Origin of the sequence: Alteromonas salexigens, from assembly GCF_025628895.1 — a bacterium.
Classification (GTDB): Bacteria; Pseudomonadota; Gammaproteobacteria; order Enterobacterales; family Alteromonadaceae; genus Alteromonas; species Alteromonas salexigens.
Map to the genome: position 1 here is coordinate 553,578 of NZ_JAOTJC010000006.1, position 20,624 is coordinate 574,201.

Consider the following 20,624-nt stretch of genomic DNA (forward strand, 5'->3'; position numbering starts at 1 on the left):
TCAGGCTCCTTTATTCAGCATAGGTAAATCCAGTTGATGCTCTGTGGCACACTGGCGGGCAATGTCATAGCCGGCATCAGCGTGACGCATCACACCGGTCGCCGGGTCGTTGTGCAGTACCCGGGCGATGCGGGCGTCGGCTTCTTCGCTGCCATCACACACTATCACCATGCCCGCGTGTTGACTGAAGCCCATTCCTACGCCGCCCCCATGATGTAAAGACACCCAGGTGGCACCTCCTGCGGTGTTCAACATGGCATTCAACAGCGGCCAGTCAGACACAGCGTCAGAGCCATCCTGCATGGCTTCGGTTTCGCGATTAGGCGAAGCAACAGAGCCGGAGTCCAGGTGGTCACGGCCAATCACTACCGGTGCAGTTAACTCACCACTGCGAACCATCGCATTAAATGCCAGTCCCAGCTTTTGACGCTCCCCAAGGCCTACCCAACAAATGCGTGATGGCAGCCCCTGAAACGCAATACGCTCCCGGGCCATATCCAGCCAGTTATGCAGGTGATCATTATCGGGAATTAACTCCTTCACCTTTGCGTCAGTTTTGTAGATATCTTCCGGATCTCCGGATAAAGCGACCCACCTGAACGGGCCAACCCCTTCGCAGAACAGCGGACGAATATACGCAGGCACAAAACCCGGGAAATCGAACGCATTGTTCACCCCTTCTTCAAAGGCCATTTGCCGAATATTGTTGCCATAATCGAGGGTGGCAGACCCTTGTCGCTGAAATTTCAGCATGGCTGCGACCTGCACAGCCATTGAGGCTTTCGCAGCACGCACCACGTCCTGTGGATCTGACTTACGCCGGGCAGCCGCTTGTTCCAGCGTCCAGCCTGAGGGCAGATAGCCATTCAGCGGATCATGTGCGCTGGTCTGATCGGTCACTACATCCGGAATGATGCCTTTTTCCAGCAACGCCGGAAAAACATCCGCAGCATTGCCCAACAGTCCTACAGAGACCGGCTTTCCACTGTTTTTGGCAGTCTCAAGGAACGCCAGCGCTTCATCAATACTGGTGGCTTTCTTGTCTACGTAGCCAGTCCGCAAACGAAAATCAATGCGGCTCTCGTCTACTTCTACAGCCACCATTGAAAAGCCCGCCATGGTGGCTGCCAGTGGCTGCGCTCCGCCCATACCACCCAGTCCACCGGTGAGGATCCAACGCCCCTGCGTTTGCCCTTCGAAATGCGCTCTGGCGACACTACCGAAGGTTTCGTACGTGCCCTGCACAATGCCCTGGGAACCAATATAAATCCAGGAACCAGCGGTCATTTGCCCGTACATCATAAGCCCTTTCTTATCCAGCTCATTAAAATGCTCCCAGTGGGCCCAGTGTGGCACCAGATTAGAGTTGGCGATCAGCACCCGGGGAGCATTACTATGAGTAGGAAATACGCCCACCGGTTTGCCAGACTGAATAAGCAGAGTTTCGTCGTCCTTCAGGCGCTTAAGCACCTCAACAATTTTGTCGAAGCAAGGCCAGTCACGGGCAGCCCGCCCTATCCCGCCGTAAACCACCAGCAACTCAGGATGCTCTGCTACTTCTGCGTCAAGATTATTCATTAGCATTCGTAACGGCGCTTCGGTTTGCCAGGATTGTGCGGTTAGTTCCTTGCCCCGGGGGGCACGAATTTTACGCGTGGGATCTTCGCGGTTCATGAGGTCTCCTTGTTCGGTGATTGGGTAAAGTTCAGGTGATCGCCGAGTCGGTACCGGTCACCAGGATGAATAAGCGTAGCCACACTGATTACGCCCAGGTGGCTGAATGTGCGGCGATGGATTTGCAAACATGGCAGCGAGGCCGAAACACCCAGTGCCGCAGCCTGTGCTGCAGACGGCAGCACGGCTTCCACAACGTGATCCGCCTCGGTCAGGGGGGCCTGCTTACTTAGGTACTCGTTCGGCGTGGTCAGGGAAAAGTCCTGGTGAATATACTCAGGTACCCAGCTGGGATTGACCCAGCGGTATTCCAGCTGCACGGCGAGGTCGTTATCAAAATGGGTTAATTCTGTGTAGAACAGCGGCGTGTTTTCATCGACTCCCATCCACTGGGCTACACCGTTTTCAGCAACTCGCTGGTCATGGCATAACAACTCACAGTGGTGCTTGTGACCGCGGGCCCGTATTTCTTCCTGGATGCCCCGTACCGTCAACATAGACGCCATTGGCCGGCTGTCTGCCACAAATGTCCCTACGCCCTGTGTACGGGCCAGAATACCTTCCGTCACCAGCTCACTGATGGCTCTGCGCGCCGTCATTCGGCTTACACCAAAGCGAGTGGCCAACTGATTTTCTGACGCGACCTGCGCGCCTGGCTGCAAACGCCCGGCGGCAATGTCATCCAAAAGCGCAGATTTGATAGTAATAAAGCGGGGTTGCATAGGTATGGGCCGTATTCATTTTATGTAACTGTAACGTTAACAGCTTGTATATACAAGTATAGCCACGTACACTACCCCCGACTCTTTCACGAGGAAAAAGCGATGCATAATCTCCTTGTAAAAAACGCCAGAATAGCGTCTATGCAGGATACTGCGAAAGCGTATGGCGAGTTATCGGCGACGGACATTCGCATCCGTAACGGGATAATTACTGAGCTTGGCAGCGGACTCACCGCGGCTGACGATGAACACTGTGTGGATGCTGACGGGCAATGGTGTCTGCCGGGGCTGGTGGACTGCCATACTCACCTGGTCTATGCAGGTAACCGTTCTGACGAGTTTGCCCAGCGACTGACAGGCGTCAGTTATCAGCAGATCAGCAAACAAGGTGGCGGTATCAGCAGTACGGTACGCGCCACCCGCCAAGCTTCAGCAGACACACTGCATGCTGAAGCCTTACGCCGCGCGCAGCGTCTGGTAGAGGAAGGCGTTACGACGGTGGAAATTAAATCCGGCTATGGACTCGATCAGGAAACAGAGTTGCGTATGCTCGACGTTGCCGGCAAGGTCGCAGAGACGCTTGGCATTCAGGTTCGGCGCACATTTCTGGGCGCCCACGCCCTGCCCCCGGGCGAGAACGTCTCGGCGGATGACTATATTACCTTCGTATGCGACACCATGATCCCCCATGTGGCCCAACATGCTCTGGCGGATGCCGTGGATGTATTCTGTGAGAGCGTAGGCTTTTCACTGGCAGAGACCCGCCGGGTCTTCGAGGCGGCCAAACAGCATGGGTTAGCTGTAAAGGGTCACGTTGAGCAGCTCAGTAACAGCAACGGAGCGACATTGGCGGCCAGCTATAATGCCCTGTCAGTGGATCACGTTGAATACCTGGATCCTGCTGATGTACAGGCACTCGCCGCTGCAGGGACGGTCGCCGTATTACTGCCAGGGGCGTTTTATTATCTGAAGGAAACCCAGCTTCCCCCAGTGGAAGCCCTGCGGAATGCAAAAGTGCCTATGGCCGTCGCCACCGACTTTAACCCCGGTACCTCACCGGTGGCCTCATTGCTGACTTGTGCCAATATGGCCTGTGTCCAGTTTGGTCTTACTGTGGAGGAAGCATTGCGGGGGATCACGGTTAACGGCGCGAGAGCTCTGGGGCTAACCAATACCGGGCTTATTGCTGAACAATACCGGGGGGATTTAACACTTTGGGATGTCCCGGATCCATCCGCACTGGTGTATGAAATTAATGGCTACCGCCCCTCGGCAATTATATGTGGGGGAAAGCATGTCCGTTAGTTCATTGTGGCAAGGGCGAATCGACGCTGAAGATGGGGCAGCAGGCCATCGCTGGCATCAGGTCGTTAAGAGCGCGGTCAAGGACACTCAGGTCAACGCACAAGACGTGGTTTTGGCCGGTTACCCCAATGATACCGGGGTAGCGGCCAATAAAGGGCGTGTGGGTGCGGCGGGCGGACCCAATGCGCTACGTCAGAACCTGGCTAGTTTACCCTGGCATCTACCGGTACAGCTCTATGATGCGGGTGACAGTAATATCAGCACTACACTGGCCGACACCCAGCAGCATTACGCGTCATTGCTTGGCCGTCATCTACATCAGGGCGCCCACGTCATCGGTCTTGGCGGGGGGCATGATATTGCGTGGGGCAGTTTTCAGGCGTTGAACGAGGCCAGACCGGACAAGCGGATAGGTATTATTAATCTGGATGCCCATCTTGATTTACGCAGGTTTGACAGTGGCGCCTCCTCGGGTAGCCCGTTCCGGCAGATCTCAGCGTATTGCCAGCAGCACAACAAATCTTTTGACTATGCCTGTCTGGGTATTAGCGATGCTGCCAATACCACTGCCCTGCTGGACTACGCCAGAGAATCCGGCACGCTTACGCTTAATGATTATGCCTTTTCGGCGCAGCACGCACTGGAATGTGTGCAGCCACTGCTGGACACGGTGGAAGAACTCTATGTGACTGTATGTATGGATGTGTTCCCCGCCGCCGTCGCGCCGGGAGTAAGTGCCCCTGCCGGGCTCGGCATCCCGCCTGCGGAAGCTGTACTATTTATCCGTCAGCTTGCTGCTGAAGTGCGTACACGTTCTCTGGCGTGGCGGCTGAGCGACATCGCCGAGTTAAATCCGGTGTATGACAGTGATCACCGCACCGCTCGTCTGGCAGCCAGAATGGTCTATGAACTCACTCAGGCTATGGATCAGGCAGCCCGCTGACAGCCGTCAGCAAGTAGCCGGCGTGCCGCATTTTTACCGCTGCGATACCCCATAGCCAGCTTCAGTTTATCCATTGTCAGTCGCTTTACCTTAAACGTAGTGTCTGGCGCCACCACCTGAATATGGCAGTCGGCCGGTGGGTTGGTAAGAAATGCCAGGGTTTCGTTATAACTGTCTGGCCGGCGTTTGAGGGCGTCGAGCAGTGCCGGTTGCGCACCATATAGCTTGTCCAGTAACCAGCCCGCTTTGAGTTTTGGTTTTGAAAAGCCTAACGGCTGAGACAGAATAACCGTGATGTCCCTGGCGCCCATTTCGTAAGCCTGCTTAACCGGGATAGCGTCAGCCACACCACCGTCAGTGTAACGCTTTCCATCGATGACCGGTTGCTCACGATAGGCGGTCGGTATTGCGCAGGATGCCACCATCAGTTGGTCGATATTGTCAGCGGTGACCCGCGGGTACTCACATTGTCCGGTTTCCACATTCGTCACACCCACATACAGGGGAATGTCACTTTTCGGAGACATTTTGCACCTCGGCAGTGCAGCCTTACATTGCTGCCATAACCAGTGTACATCCGTCATATGACCGCCGCGGATAAAGCGCAGCGGACTAAAAAACTCCCGTTTGGTTGCATACTGAGTAATGATGGTTTTACTGAGCCCGGGGGACCGGGTGACATACGTTGCAAGATTGGTTGCACCTGCTGAAACCCCTACCGCAAAGTCGAACGGGTAGTACTCACGGGACATAAAGCTATCCAATACGCCAGCAGCAAAAATACCACGCATTGCACCGCCTTCTACTACTAATGCTCTTTTCATCACTCACTCCTTAGCAACTCCGTGCACTGGCTGACTACGCCGGATTTTGTGATCCGGGTCAGCTATCACAAATAATAGGTAGCAAGAAGTGGTCCATCCACTGGTATTTTTAGGAGCTCATGTTCATAGTCCCTGCCCTTATATACCCGAACAACAGGTATAAAAAAAGCCGCTCAACTGAGCGGCTTCGGTCATTTATAACAGGTTACTTTTCAGTCACCGTTAACGTAGGTGCCGTACCATCCGGCCCCTCAACTCTGAACTCATAGGTACCCGCCGATACGTCTATAAGTAAATTGTTGTTACTGGTGCTAATTGTTTTTGGTGTTTGTGGTGTCACCAGGTTACTGGCTTCACCATCCGGGTTACCCAGATTAACAGCCGCCCAGTCTTCTGAAGCCACCTTAAACTCAGTTGCCCCTTCGCTAAGGTCGATATCTACGGTATAAACACCGCCGCCCTGGTACATGAACTCATTGTCAGTTCCCCAACCATTCATGCCACCACGCAAATACACCGGTGTATTACCCCAGAACTCTTCCTTGAATACCCGAATTTTAGGCTCTTCAAGCGTAGTCACATCAAAGATGAAGACATAGCTTTCCTCACTTTCGATGTTGATGAGCAGGTTGTTGTCAGACGGTGTCAGGAAGGTATCCTGCCCCAGCTCCACGACCCGGTCAGCATCATCACCAGACAGCGCACCGAGGTTAACGGTAGACCAGTCTTCCGAGGCCACCTTAAACTCATAAGCGCCTTCAGCCATATCGATAGACGCAGAATACAGGCGACCGCCATCGTAAGTCAGCTCGTTGTCTGTGCCCCAGCCGTTCATGCCCCCGCGCAGATAAACCGGTGTACCCACATACGGCTCTTCGTTCTCAACGGTAAGCACGGGTGCGTCTTTATCTGTAGCATCGATAGTGAACAGGTACGTCGCGTCGACACTTGGCGTGAAGATAAGGTTATTGTTGCTGGCAGCCAGCACCTTCTCTTCTGTCGCGATGACTTCCTGCGCATCACCGTCGGCAGCGCCGAAGTTAACACCTGACGGATCCCCCCAGTCTTCTGCCGCGACTTTAAACTCGTAAGTGGTCGCTGCAATCAGCTCTATCGCTACCTGGTAAACGCCTGCACCACGGTACTCCATAGCGTCAGACACGCCCCAGTCGTTCATGCCACCACGTACGTACACGGTGGTATCGCCGTAAGGCACTACGTCAGGCGCACCAGCTGTAGCGTAAGCAGACAGACCATAACCCTGCGCGCCCATTTGTGGCTTCACAAAGACCGCCATGGTCAGCGCAGGTACAGTGAAGGTCCCGTTGCCTTCTGCGTCACCGGTGCCTTCCGTGAAGTATGCGCCGCGCACCGCCGCATCTACCGAGTTCATCTGCACCATGTGCAGTTCAAAGCCGGTAGCTGTATTTACGGTAATGGACTTCTCTTCATAGCCGGTATTCACTACCACCATGATGGCATCGTTCATTGGATCCAGGTCTTCAAGCATGACCTCAGAGTCTGGCGTAATGCCATCATCCAGTGACATGGCAATCAGACCTTGTTGCTGACGACTGCCCAGGTTATGGAAGCCTACACGGTCAATAATTGTCTGTTGCGTGGTCAGTCTGAACAGCGGACTTTCCGTACGAATGGTCAGGAACTCGTTAAACACCGCGGAGGCAAACTCAATATCCGTCATGCTGGCAGCACGCTCTGGCGAGTAAATAAATTCACCCATTTCTTCCCAGCGTGCTTCGTTGTCCTGCGCAGGTGGCAGGCCCACATTCCAGTTATTGGTCTGATACGTGAAATCTACATAGTTGAACCAGTCGCCTGAGTCATAGCTGTTACGATCCATCGACTTGGAGCGCAGCATGTCACCACCCATTTGCAGGAACGGAATACCCTGAGACATCAGTGGAATACCAATCCCGATGTTCTGGGCACGTACCCGCTCTTCCAGCGAGATATCCATTGGCAGGGTGTAGTTGAACTGATCCCACAAGGTCTCATTATCATGCTTAGACACATAGTTAATGATGTCAGCCGGATCCTGTGCATAACCCCCTAAGTTACTGGTTGTGCTGTCGGTACCGCCAGACGTTTTCAGTACGTAATCAGTCAACGTACCCGCCATGCTCACTTTCACACGATCCTGGTCACTTAGCGCAGCGTCGCTGTCAGGGTTAAAGATATTGCCCTGACGAATAGCTTCACGAATACGGTCGTTATACGTACCAATTTCGGTACCGGCCATATTCAGCTGATTCGCTTGTTCGTAGCCACGGTCAATTTTAGTCCAGCCTTCGCCGTAGAAATAATTATCCGGGTCTATAGCCTGAACCGCGTCACGCAAGCGCACCATGGTATCTACCGTTGCCTGACTCATAATGTCGAAGCGGAACGCGTCAAACTTGTAGTGTTCAGTCCACATCAACAAGGAGTCGTGCATGAACTTTTCCATCATCACGTTACGCGGCTCTGTATCGTCACAGCAGGTTTCACGCACAATGGCACCACTGTCAACTTCGTAACGGTGATAATAACCAGGCACTACTTTATCAAGCACAGATTTAGGGAACACGCCGGAAGCGTTGGTATGGTTGTACACCACGTCCAGTGCCACACGCAGTCCCATCTCGTGCAGGGCCTGGTTCATAGCACGCATTTCAATAATGCGCTCTACCCCTTCGGCACTTGAGGCGTAGCTGCCTTCCGGTGCATTGAAGTGGTGCGGATCATAGCCCCAGTTGAACGTATCCACGCCGCGCAGATCAGCAGTCAGCTGTTGCGCTTTAGCCGCTTCTGCCAGCGGATCGTAGCTGTTATATACGTCAATCAGTACCGCATCGCTGCTTTCTTCTTCACAGACAGTGGCGTCACGGTTCAACACACACAATTCACCGACCGTGCTGTACAGGTCAATGGTATTGGCCGGGTTTTCATCAATGGTGGCAATGTCATTCGCAGGCAATACGTGGAAGTGGGTCAGACCCGCTTCAACCAGTTTTTGCAGGTGCATTACCGGCGCTGTATCGGTTTCAGTAAACGCCAGATAGTTACCGCGGTTTGCCTCTGAAGTAGACATATCACGGGCACTGAAGTCGCGAATATGGCCTTCGTAAATCACTGCATCTTCCGGGTTCTGAATGGTCGGAATGCTGTGATCATCCCAGCCTTCCGGCTTCAGGTCATCATCACTGAGGTTAACGAACCGTGAAAAACGCCCGTTGGTGGTCAGTGAGACCGAGTACGGGTCAGTCGTTTCCAGCGTTTCTATTGCGCCAGTGATTGGATGGAAGACAGTGATTTCATACCGGTACAAGGTCCGGTCCAAATCCATGCTGCCTTCATAACGCCATACCCCCGACGCATCATCGCGGACCATGTCATAACTGGCAGCCAGCGTTTTGTTGTCGTTATACGACATCAGGCGGACATTTTGTGCCGTCGGGGCCCACACCGCAGCGGTAATGCCGCTGTCTGTGTAAACCGCACCCAGGCTGGCTTCATCAGCGTCAGCTTCACCACGGGTGTAAACCTGATCAATCGCATTGGCCATCTGAATACCCGTGGCCGCGACTAAGGTGCCCTCTGAGTCATATCCGCCCAGAACCGCCTGGGTGGTCAGCACTGTTTTGGCATCTTCCAGTGACCATTCGCCGTACCAGGCTGACATCGACGACAGATGCGGCGCTATGGCTGCCTGTTCGTCTGTCAATTCGGCCATTTCCAGTTCAACGGCAGTGCCGTTAAGCCCGGATTCCAGTGAGGTTTCCAGATCGGCAGTAGCAGAATAGTGAAGCTTTACAGTGTCGACACCTTCCGGGGTGTCCCACAACAGCGTATTGGCATCCAGCCAATGCGCTGCCAGACCTTCAATATCTACCGGCTGCGGGCCCAGTGAGATAATCGGAAACTCAAACACAGTAGGCTCACCCGATAAGGTGAAGTTCATGCGTGTGAAGGTTTCGTCATCCTGCACCAGCGACCCTTTGAAGTCGCCGCCGCCAAGTTCCTTGCCAGCATCATCAGTGCCGATGTGGATAATGAAGTTGTGGCAGCTGCCATACCCTTCTTTTAGCTCCAGCACCCAGTAAGCACCATAGTTAGGATCGATACCGGTTGGCTGACGACCATTGGCCCAGTCGGTATCTGCATCCGCGTAGGCATCACACTCGTCATTGTTCCAGGTATGCAAACGCCAGCCATCGTAGGCCGGATCGTTTGGTACATTGTCGGCATCTACGGAGCCACGGTTGTAGTAGAGTACCGCCTGATTATCACCCGGGAAAAATACCGGATCAGGTAGCGTTGGGTCTGCACCTACCACACACGCGTCGTTTGTCTCATTAGGGACCGTGGGTGGGTCACATTCAATGGGTGGCGGGGCCACACATTGGGTACCCGCTTCATTCGGTACGTTGGGTGCGTCACAGGTTAACAGGTCGTTGCTGCCTGACTCTACGTCAGAACCGCCACAGCCTGTGAGCACCAGGGTGGAGAGCATGAGACCAAACAGTCCCATTGCCCGCTTGCTGTTACACATAGGTTGTTGCTCCAGTGTCATTCTTTGCGTTGGCGCACCATCGTACGCACGGTCGAATAGTCTTGTTATTTTCATAGCGTGTACGATAGCCCCAGGAAGTACTGTGTGCCGAAGAACTGAATCGTCCCGGTTTGCTCTTCAGACGTGAAGTAGCTCTTAGTGGGCTCGTCAGTCAGGTTGTTAACCTGGAAAAGCACACTCATGTTGTCATTGATCTCGTACGAGGCCTGGTAATCTATTACCAGTTCATCATCGAAATTCACCGTTTGATCGTTCACGGCCACCTGTTCGGACACAAACGCGTCACGATAACGACCTGATACGCGGGTTTCGAAACCTTCGTACTCCCAGAATACGGTCAGCGTCGCCACATTCTCAGACAGACCCGGGAGGCGGCTCGAGAAGACGCCGTCACTCAGGGTGCGCTGAATTTCACTCTCGGTATACGAAAAACTGGCACTCACACCCAGACCTGACCAAGCGCCGGGTAACATGCTGTAAATTTGTGTGTAGGCCAATTCAATACCACGAATGTAACCACCCTTCGCATTGTTAATGGCGGTTTCATAGCGCCCGTTTTCGGTGGGAACGGTGATAAACATCGGGTCACCATTGGCATCCCGGGCAAGCTCAGGCTCCTGGCCTGAAAACTCTGCTTCCAGATACACCGGCACTTCAATTTCAGACGGTACGATAAACCCGTTGTCCTCGAAGTTATAAGGTTCTATGGCAATGTTTTCGATGAACGAATCTATATCTTTGTAGAAACCGGCCACGATAAGGGCCCCATCAGTCTCTTCAAAGTAGTACTCCCACGAAATGTCATATTGGGTAGCGTAGAACGGGTCCAGATACGGACTGTTGCGGGCTGAACCGTTAATTTTCGCGGTCGGTTTAGACAAGGTGACTTCCCCTGAATCCCGATCCATGGTTGCCGTGACTTCTTCCACCGTGGTAGACGCATTAGCCGCAAAACGGTTTATCGGCGCCCTGCCCATGACCTTGGCGGCGGCCATTCTTAATTGCGTATTATCAGTCAGCCCGAAGTTCAGGTTGATTGACGGCAACATGTCCGTGAATTCATGGGTCAGAATGGTTGGGCGATAGAAGTTATTGATCAGGCCCGTCTCATCCATGATGTTTTGTGCACCCGCAGTAGGGTCGCTGACTTCCACCGAGGTGCCGGTTTCCGGATCGGTGACAAACCGTGTCGCTCGCTGTAGCGTCGTTGAGCGCTGTTTAGACTGCACGTAGCGAACCCCAACGTTACCCGTCACCCGCACATCACCCAGCTCGGTGTCGAGATTTGCCATCAGGTAGGCAGCGTTGACGGTTTCAAATACGTCACCACTTTCCTGGACCGACCATGCCGTATTAGGGCCTGTGCCTGGTCCATTAATGACGCCAGCCGCACCCGGGCCCCACGTTTGCTGGGGCTGCGGCACACCATTCGGGAACCAGGCATTCAGAGCGGCATTTAAATCGACCGATAAGTAACTCGGGAAATAACTGTAATCGCCTGACCAGTTCACTACATCGACCATATCCTGTGTCAGACGTAACGGCGGCTGATTAACCGAAAAACCACCATCGTTACCGTATTCAAACACTGAACGGTCGTTGTTGTATTCGCGATCTGAGTAGCGGTAGCCAAATTCAAAAGAAGAAATAACCGGCAGCGATACCAGGTACTGGAAGTCACCGCGGTAAGCATGCAGCTCATCTTCATTTTCAAATGGATAGATGCCGTACTTGCTCACCATTACCCGGTTAATATCGGAGAATGCATCGGCCTGATTAAACGCCACATCGGGCAGATTCAGACCGTTAAGCAAATAGGAAATCTGAACATTTTCGTCAAAGGTCGGGCTGACAGCTCCGGCGTCTTCGGCGACTAACGACCATAACAGGCCGTTACGGAAATTACTTTCCGCTTTTGATAGCGAGACGTCAAACTGGGCAGATAAGTCATCGGTAATCTGCCAGTCTGCTTTTACGCCATAGCTTTCTACCTGGTCGAAATCCTGGTTATCATCGTTAACCAGTTCCACCCGGGTAAAACTACTGTCGGTGCGGGTAAATGTTCCCCCCACCACCGAGTTGTTCACTACTACAGGGTTAGTGATACCGGCATTGACGCCACCCAGCTTAACCCGATAGCCCCGGGCAAAGGCTTCTGAGTCGAATTTAGAGATAAACGCATCGGCTTTCAGGGTAAAGTCAGCAGTAGGCGCCCACTCGATGGCTGCCATATAGCCATCACGGGTTTCTTCCCCGCCCTTATGCTGAATCTCAAAGCCTTCGCTGATCAGTTCGCATTCCGGGCATTCACTACCCACATTGTCGGTATCACCCTCAATACCATCCACATCCACTTCACCGTTATAGGCAAGGCCGACAAACTGCGTCGATACGCTGGGCTGGAACAACCGGGCATAACCCAGCGACACACCCAGCGTGTCATCCATAAATTTGCCCTGATAAGAGAAACTTATCCGGTGTCCGTATTCCTCTGCATCAGGAATTTCACTGGCACGGTCGTTATACATACCACGCACGTTGGCACTGAATTTGTGCTGCTCTTCAATTGCCAGCGGGCTGGCCGTTTGCAATTCTACAGTTCCGGCAACGCCGCCTTCAATTAGTGAGGCTTTCGGTGACTTGTACACCGCCGCAGAATTGATCAACTCAGAAGGATACTGGTCAAATTCAATCGCACGGCTGCCACTGGTGGACACCTGTTCACGTCCGTTCAGCGTTGAAAACACGAAATCACCGGCCAGGCCCCGAATGTTGATTTCGGCAGCCTGCCCACCTGTTCGAACCGCCGAGATGCCCGGCAGACGGGTTAACGCATCCGCCATTGACACATCCGGTAAGCCACCGAGATCATCTGCTGAAATTTGCTCTGTTACAGTATCGCTGAAACGTTTCTGGTTGAGTGACTGAATAAGGCTGGTACTGAAACCACGTACCTCGATGCGCTCTATGACTTCCTCGTCCGGCGGGGTTTCCTCCGGTTCGGCGTCCTGGGCGTAAACAGGTTGCGCAATGTACGCAAGCCCACTCGCCATCAGCGCAGCCATAATGGTGCTGGGTTTGAAAGTTCTCATGGGTGTCCCATTCCTTTGTTATGTGGCAAATTACAGACACACTTCGCCTGTTAATGCCTATTATGGTTCAACTATAGATAGTAACGGTTAGTATGAAAAAGGAGCAATTAACTGCATACGTATTCAATAACATTTCACAACATTTTATTTACACGTATAGCCTAGTAGCAGCGTAACTAGCTGGAAAATGGTGAATATTTACCGACAGCCACAATATTGGGGAACGGGGTAATACCGTGAATGCGTAAATGTGTTGTAAATGGTCCGTGTTATCTGCGCAATAACAGACTGAACGCGGGTGTTCTTTGCAGGAATGACAAACACTGGCAGCACCTTCCAGCCAATAAAAAAGCCACTCCCCTCACAGGCAGTGGCTTTTACTTATCCAGGGATGCGGCGGTTAGCCGCGGTGGTTCAAATTAGAACGAATAGTTGAAACCTAACAGGTAGTTCGCACCGTAAGACTGGTGCAGAGTTACCTGGCGTGAATCAGTACCTGCCGTCTGAACGTCTTCTTCGTCAGTCAGGTTTTGTGCCTGTAAGGTTACACGCAGGCCTTCCAGTGACTCGATGCCTGACTCACTGAAGTCATAACCAATCTGGGCATCCACAAACGTGCCGCCCTGGTTAGTGGCATCAGACAGTGCCAGGCTTAAACCACGGGTTTCTGTCAGGTAGTCAGTACGCTTCGTCGCAGCAAGACGTACTTCGAAACCAGCATTTTCATAGAAAACTGTCATGCTGTAGTTTTCCTCAGACAAGCCGGGGATACGGGTTTCCGAAGTGCCTGGCGCCGCTTCTGCGTAGCCATCCAGGAAGGTAGCGCTGGCGAACATACCGAAGCCTTCAAGGGCGTCGTGCAGCATTTCGCCAGGGAGGCTACCCTGGATTTCCCAGCCGCGTACGAAGCCTTCGTAGCCATCCAGCGGCTTAGTTTTCTGACCTTCGAACAGTACCGGTGCCTGGCCATCTGATGTCTGGTGCAGACTAGGGATATAGTCGTCAGAGAAGTCAGACAATACGGCGTTATCACGGTGCCAGTTTTTGATGTCTTTAAAGAAGAAAGACACAGCCACATAGCCGGTATCAGCAAAGTAGTTCTCGTACGCCAGGTCAATCTGGTTAGACTCGTAAGGCTTCAGCTCAGGGTTACCTGAACTACCGCCCCAAGGGCCATTATCAATGTCGTCGCTCAGGATCTGGTTGTCGTTAAACGAGAACGTTACCTGAGTGTTTGGACGAAGGTCATCCATACGCGGACGAGACAGAACTTTGGCCATGCCTAAGCGAACAAACTGGTTATCAGCAATTTCAGCACTCAGGTTCAGAGTCGGCAGTACGTCGGTGTAATCAGTGCCACCAGATACTTCTGTTGCATTCACCATACCCGCCTGGTTCAGTGATGTACTGAAGCCAAATGACTGTTGGTCAGCACGTACAACCTGCACACCAACATTACCGCGAATGAAGATCCCTTCATACTCAGTATCGATATCCAGTTTACCGTACAGCGTAGTTAGTTTTTCTTCCACGATATAGGTATCACCCAGGCGATCTGCCTGTACCAGTTCCGCGGCCGTGGCATCATAGTAACCACTGTTATACAGGCCCAGTGAGTCATAGGCCAGAATGCCATCAATACCCACGAAGTCCAGCGGTACTACGCCCAGCACGTCTGGAATAGCATCGTCGCCAGGATAACTCGGCGCCGTCAGGTATGCACCGTTGTTATCTTTCGCCTTCTCACGATCCGCATAAATCACACCGGCTTCAACGCCAGTGAAGATACCCCAGTCTACATAGCCTTCCATATCGAAACGCATGGTAGTCAGTGTTTCTTCAAACTCTGGGTTATTAACAAAGCCATCCTGCGCGTCAGAACCAATAATTGGTGCACCCCAGGCCTGCGGGCCGGCCAGACGAATAAGGCTTGGATCAGTCAGGTCAACAGAACCCATAGTCGGGTGATCCGCGTACATAACGCCCGTGTCGGTCATGGTCCATGAACGCGCGGTAATTGGACGGTTGTCAGTTCCTGCACGGCCTACACCCGAGTAACTTTCCACGTCGGTAATCAGCTTGTCTACTGAACCGGTAGAGATATCGGCATTGGCTGTCCAGTTATCGTTCAGAATGTATTCTACATTCAGGCCGAAGGTTTTCAGGTCGGCTTCCTGACGACGAACATCATTACGGATGACGCTGTAGAAACCATCATAGTAACCGGAAGTGACCAGACCATTCTCAACACCGGTGATAGTGTACGCACCGGTACCCCACTCGGCGCCGCCTTCTTCAAGGCCGCGACGGGCATCATCTTCACTGAAGTCGATGTACAGGCCATCAAACTGAACGTTAAGGCGATCGTCCGGAGCCCACTGGATTACTGTAGCGAATGAGTCACGCTTCATCATCGCAGAACGCGCAAAGCTGTCGTGGCCGCCCAGAACTTTGGTTCCTTCGGGTACAGTCACGCCTTCGGCAGCATTTTCCGGGTTAGCATCGGCATAGCCCCAGCCACGGAACTGCTGCTCCTGACGAGGCGACTCCATGGTCGCAATAGTTAACGCTACGCCCAGCGTATCATCCGCAAACTGATCAACCATGTTGAATGATAAACGGTGTCCATCATTGTCAAAATCAGGGTTTAACGAGTCTTCTTTATTTTTCTCGTAAGTCCCGTTAAAGGTCATTGTTTGCTCTGCAGTCAGTGGTTTAACTGTCTGCAGGTCGATGCTGCCACCAATGTTCTGTGTTGTCATTCCGGCTTCAGGTGTCTTATAAACCAGAATGTTTGAAATAATTTCTGTAGGGTATAAGTCGAACTCAACCCCGCGGTTATCACCCATACCTAACAGCTCACGGCCGTTTAATGTGGTGCCAACGTAGTTTTCGTTGAATCCGCGAACAGAGATACCGCTGGTACGACCGTTACGACGTTCACCAGATACACCTGGCAAACGTGCCAGTGATTCAGCAATACTGGTATCTGGCAATTTACCGATGTCTTCTGCAGATAACGCCTCAACAATGGAAGTGTTGTCCATCTTGATAGCCTGAGCACGCTGCAGTGAGCCGCGGATACCAGAGACCTGGATAACCTCAACCATGCTCTCGTCGACCTGATCTTTGTCTGCATCTTGGGCCATGGCTGGCATTGCGCCAAAAGCAACACCACTGGAAATCAGCGCTGCCTTAATAAGGTTCGGTTTAAATTGTGTCATAAGGAGGGTGTCCCTTTCAGTTAGTTAGATTGCCGTGTTTTTTTATTTTTATGACAATTCGATGACATAGTTATTGTCCACAGCATCCTATCCCTGTGCGGGGTTCCGCTCAATTCTCTGCATACGTATTCATCAAAATTAATACACACTTAGTTAACAAGTTCAGTGCTTGTTTACAATTTATAAGCACCAGTTACACACACTTAAGGCCATGATTCTTCACAGGTATTACCCCTAAACTTAATAAAACTACCTAGCAGATATGGATTTTTCGTTAAGAGAGTTGCTAATAAATACAAAGACCCGGTATGCATTTACGTTTTCATAACGTACATCAGATGGATGTCGTCCGGGGCCTGCTAAGTGATCACCTCACCACCTGGGTGCCAAGTGATTCGATGCTGACTGCGTTTTTGTTCGGCAGTCAGGCTCAGCAGGCAATGGCAGACATAAAAAAACCAGGCAGCTTTCGCTGCCTGGTTTTTTAACGCTGGTACGCGTGAGCACTCAGGCTCACAGTACCTTGCGGATACTTACCAACCGGTAACTTCGCGCAGTGCTTTACCAATTTCCGCCAGTGAGCGAACAGTTTTAACACCTGCCGCTTCCAGCTCTGCAAATTTCTCATCTGCCGTACCTTTACCACCGGCAATAATGGCGCCGGCGTGGCCCATACGTTTACCCGGAGGCGCAGTAACACCTGCAATATAAGAAACAACTGGTTTAGTTACGTTCTCTTTAATGAACGCCGCGGCTTCTTCTTCCGCTGTACCACCGATCTCACCAATCATAACGATAGCTTCGGTTTGTGGATCGTCCTGGAACATTTTCAGGATATCAATGAAGTTTGAACCCGGGATAGGGTCACCACCGATACCAACACAGGTAGACTGGCCGAAGCCTTCGTCAGTGGTTTGCTTCACGGCTTCATAGGTCAGTGTTCCTGAACGAGAAACAATCCCCACTTTACCTGGCTTGTGGATATGACCTGGCATGATACCAATCTTACACTCTCCCGGTGTAATTACACCCGGACAGTTAGGACCAATCATGCGGGCGCCTTTAGCTGCGACGTACTCTTTCACGTACAGCATATCCAGTGTAGGAATACCTTCAGTGATACACACGACCAGTTCAATACCGGCGTCTACAGCTTCTACAATAGAATCTTTGCAGAACGGTGCAGGTACGTAGATAACTGACGCAGTAGCACCTGTCTGGGCAACAGCTTCACGGACTGTGTTAAATACTGGCAGACCCAGGTGCTCAGTGCCACCTTTACCTGGCGTTACACCGCCAACCATTTGAGTACCGTAAGCGATGGCTTGCTCAGAGTGGAATGTACCCTGACCACCAGTAAAGCCCTGGCAGATTACTTTGGTGTCTTTATTAATTAAAACTGACATTATTTGCCCTCCGCAGCGGCAACCACTTTCTCTGCTGCATCGGTCAGAGATTCTGCAGCAATGATATCAAGGCCAGAACCGGCCAGAACTTCACGGCCCTTCTCTGCATTTGTACCTTCAAGACGCACAACCACAGGCACGTTTACGCCAACTTCTTTAACGGCACCAATGATGCCTTCAGCAATCATGTCACAACGTACAATTCCGCCAAAGATGTTTACCAGTACGGCTTTCACATTGTCGTCTGACAAGATGATTTTGAATGCTTCAGCTACACGCTCTTTGGTCGCGCCGCCACCAACATCCAGGAAGTTTGCTGGCTTACCGCCGTGCAGATTTACGATATCCATGGTACCCATGGCCAGGCCTGCACCGTTAACCATGCAGCCGACGTTGCCGTCCAGTGCAACATAGTTCAGCTCGTATTGCGCAGCATGCGCTTCACGGGAATCTTCCTGTGAAGGATCGTGCATGTCTTTTACTTTTGGCTGGCGGTACAGGGCGTTGCCGTCTACGCCAAGCTTGGCGTCAAGGCAGTGCAGGTTGCCGTCTGTCTTAATAACCAGTGGATTGATTTCGATCAACGCCAGGTCCAGGTCTTCAAACATTTTCGCCAGACCCAGGAAGATTTGCGTAAACTGCTTAATTTGCTGACCTTCCAGGCCCAGTTTAAACGCCATCTCACGTGCCTGGTAAGGCTGCGGCCCAACGATGGGGTCGATTTCTGCTTTCAGAATTTTCTCTGGCGTTTCTTCAGCCACAGTTTCAATTTCTACGCCGCCCTCTGTAGACGCCATAAATACAACGCGTCGGGTTGTACGGTCAACAACCGCACCCAGGTACAGCTCATTGGCAATATCTGTGCAAGATTCAACAAGGATCTTGCTCACTGGCTGACCTTTTTCGTCAGTTTGGAAGGTCACCAGATTTTTGCCCAGCCACTTTTCAGCAAATTCGCGAATGTCGCTCTTGTTTTTAACAAGCTTAACGCCACCGGCTTTACCGCGGCCACCCGCGTGGACCTGACATTTAACAACCCACTCGTCACCGCCAATGCGGTCTGCGGCTTCTACTGCGCCTTGAGGAGTGTCGGTCGCGTATCCTTCAGAAACAGGTAAGCCGTATTCTTTGAATAGCTGCTTACCTTGGTATTCATGCAAATTCATGGTGTTTCTATCCGATTTTTAGTAAGACAAAAGCCGCTTTCGCGACTTGATTAGCTTGGCTGGTTGTAATGATTAAACCAGCGCTGTGCCAGTCTGCCGTGGAACATCACAACGACAGACTGCACACAATTTCTGAGCCGGGAGTGTTACACGTCCAATAACAGGCGTGTAGGATCTTCCAGCATTTCTTTCACTGTCACCAGGAAGCCAACAGACTCTTTGCCGTCAACAATGCGGTGGTCATAAGACAGTGCCAGATACATCATCGGTAAAATTTCTACTTTACCGTTTACCGCCATAGGACGATCCTGGATTTTATGCATGCCCAGGATAGCGCTCTGAGGCGGATTGATGATGGGTGTAGACATCAGCGAGCCGAACACGCCGCCGTTTGTGATGGTGAAGTTACCACCCTGCAGGTCAGACATGGCCAGTTTGCCATCACGCCCTTTAATGGCCAGATCTTTGATGCCTTTTTCGACATCTGCCATACCCAGTGTATCCGTGTCTTTCAGTACCGGAGTTACCAGTCCACGTGGGGTAGATACGGCAATCGAAATGTCGAAGTAGTTATGATAGCAGATATCATCGCCATCAATAGAAGCATTCACTTCCGGGAAGCGTTTCAGCGCTTCGGTAACCGCTTTTACATAGAACGACATAAAGCCCAGGCGAATACCGTGACGCTTCTCGAAGCTTTCCTGGTATTGCTTACGTAACTCCATGATTGGCTTCATGTTCACTTCGTTGAACGTGGTCAACATGGCCGTAGAGTTTTTCGCTTCCAGCAAGCGGTTTGCAATGGTTTTACGCAGACGAGTCATTGGCACACGTTTTTCAGTGCGGTTACCCGCTGGCAGCTCTGATGCGTCCGCAGGAGTCGCAGGCGTCGTTGACTTTTTGTCATCACTGCCTGACTTCAGGTATTGCTCAACATCTTCTTTCGTAATGCGACCGTTTTTGCCGGTGCCTTTTACTTTGGCAGCGTCGATGCCTTTTTCTGATAACAGGCGACGAACTGACGGACTCAGCGCATCGCTGCCGGCATCATCACTGTCGTTACTGTCATCAGACTCAGCTTCTGCGGGTTTTGCGCCGCCTGAGCCAGTTACAAATTTAGCAATCACTTCTTCGGCCGTGACGGTTGCGCCCTCTTCCGCAAGAATCTCGCTAAGCGAACCATCGGCCGGTGCCACTACTTCCAGCACCACTTTATCAGTTTCGATATCTACCAGGTTCTGGTCACGACTTACTGACTCACCCACACTCACATGCCAGGTAGCGATTGTCGCGTCAGCCACCGATTCAGGTAAAACCGGTACTTTAACATCGCTGGCTTCACCCGCATCACTGTCACTGGTTTTAGCTGTTTTTTCAGTAGTGTCTTTTTCTGCTTTATCTTTGCTTTCAGACTCTGACGATTTGTCATCCTGTGACTTTTTAGCTGCGCCGCCCTCACCTTTCTCCAGCTTCGCAATAACCTGCTCGCCCATGACAGTCGCACCTTCTTCATCAAGGATTTCTGCCAGGACGCCGTCTGCTGGTGCCACTACTTCCAGCACAACTTTATCGGTTTCTATATCAACCAGGTTTTGATCGCGTTTTACTGAATCACCGGCCTTTACGTGCCAGGTTGCAATGGTCGCATCGGCAACTGACTCAGGAAGGACCGGAACTTTTATCTCAATTGTCATC

The 20,624-nt window shown here is 52.0% G+C and carries 12 protein-coding genes; 3 read left to right on the plus strand and 9 right to left on the minus strand.

Features of this window, described 5'->3' with window-relative positions:
- Together hutU and hutC are read right to left on the minus strand one after the other, a co-directional pair.
- Positions 1 to 1,674 carry a urocanate hydratase gene (hutU, locus tag OCL06_RS06565; RefSeq protein WP_262992934.1) on the minus strand — a complete coding sequence of 558 codons (1,674 nt, stop codon included), beginning with the start codon at positions 1,672 to 1,674 and terminating at the stop codon, positions 1 to 3.
- A complete protein-coding gene (gene hutC, locus OCL06_RS06570; protein ID WP_262992935.1) occupies positions 1,671 to 2,396 on the minus strand; it encodes a histidine utilization transcriptional repressor HutC in 726 nt (241 codons plus the stop codon). Before hutC ends, hutU begins: the two co-directional genes overlap by 4 nt.
- A 102-nt stretch (positions 2,397 to 2,498) precedes the next feature.
- On the opposite strand from hutC, the gene hutI reads away from it, so the two are divergent.
- On the plus strand, positions 2,499 to 3,701 hold the full coding sequence (hutI, locus tag OCL06_RS06575; RefSeq protein WP_262992936.1) for an imidazolonepropionase: 1,203 nt from the start codon (positions 2,499 to 2,501) through the stop codon (positions 3,699 to 3,701).
- Positions 3,691 to 4,644, plus strand: a complete 954-nt coding sequence (gene hutG / locus OCL06_RS06580; protein ID WP_262992937.1) for a formimidoylglutamase — start codon at positions 3,691 to 3,693, stop codon at positions 4,642 to 4,644. The genes hutI and hutG overlap by 11 nt, the downstream gene beginning before the upstream one ends.
- On the opposite strand, the gene OCL06_RS06585 is transcribed toward hutG, so the two are convergent.
- The 4 genes from OCL06_RS06585 to OCL06_RS06600 all read right to left on the minus strand — a co-directional run bounded on the left by OCL06_RS06585 (position 4,629) and on the right by OCL06_RS06600 (position 16,357).
- Positions 4,629 to 5,468, minus strand: coding sequence for a patatin-like phospholipase family protein (locus OCL06_RS06585; protein WP_262992938.1), 840 nt, complete (start codon positions 5,466 to 5,468; stop codon positions 4,629 to 4,631). The two genes, hutG and OCL06_RS06585, sit on opposite strands and share 16 nt — an antisense overlap.
- Positions 5,469 to 5,673: 205 nt before the next feature.
- Entirely contained in the window at positions 5,674 to 10,020 is a 4,347-nt protein-coding gene (locus OCL06_RS06590) for an alpha-1,6-glucosidase domain-containing protein (RefSeq protein WP_262993126.1), read from the minus strand.
- Positions 10,021 to 10,091: 71 nt separating this feature from the next.
- Positions 10,092 to 13,133, minus strand: coding sequence for a TonB-dependent receptor (locus OCL06_RS06595; RefSeq protein ID WP_262992939.1), 3,042 nt, complete (start codon positions 13,131 to 13,133; stop codon positions 10,092 to 10,094).
- 419 nt (positions 13,134 to 13,552) lie between these two features.
- Positions 13,553 to 16,357 carry a TonB-dependent receptor gene (locus OCL06_RS06600; protein ID WP_262992940.1) on the minus strand — a complete coding sequence of 935 codons (2,805 nt, stop codon included), beginning with the start codon at positions 16,355 to 16,357 and terminating at the stop codon, positions 13,553 to 13,555.
- A 308-nt stretch (positions 16,358 to 16,665) separates the two neighbouring features.
- Here OCL06_RS06600 and OCL06_RS06605 point away from each other — a divergent pair, with 308 nt between their 5' ends.
- The gene (locus OCL06_RS06605; RefSeq protein WP_262992941.1) at positions 16,666 to 16,845 is read left to right on the plus strand and encodes a hypothetical protein; all 180 of its coding nucleotides are present in this window, start codon (positions 16,666 to 16,668) and stop codon (positions 16,843 to 16,845) included.
- Positions 16,846 to 16,890: 45 nt separating this feature from the next.
- Here the strand turns inward: OCL06_RS06605 and sucD are convergent, their stop codons facing one another.
- The 3 genes from sucD to odhB form a co-directional block, all read right to left on the minus strand.
- Positions 16,891 to 17,763: a succinate--CoA ligase subunit alpha gene (gene sucD, locus OCL06_RS06610; RefSeq protein ID WP_262992942.1), complete on the minus strand. Its 873-nt coding sequence runs from the start codon at positions 17,761 to 17,763 to the stop codon at positions 16,891 to 16,893.
- Positions 17,763 to 18,929: an ADP-forming succinate--CoA ligase subunit beta gene (gene sucC / locus OCL06_RS06615; RefSeq protein ID WP_262992943.1), complete on the minus strand. Its 1,167-nt coding sequence runs from the start codon at positions 18,927 to 18,929 to the stop codon at positions 17,763 to 17,765. The genes sucD and sucC overlap by 1 nt, the downstream gene beginning before the upstream one ends.
- Before the next feature lie 146 nt (positions 18,930 to 19,075).
- Complete coding sequence (gene odhB / locus OCL06_RS06620) at positions 19,076 to 20,623, minus strand: 2-oxoglutarate dehydrogenase complex dihydrolipoyllysine-residue succinyltransferase (RefSeq protein ID WP_262992944.1); 1,548 nt, start codon at positions 20,621 to 20,623, stop codon at positions 19,076 to 19,078.
- Position 20,624 lies beyond the last annotated feature (1 nt).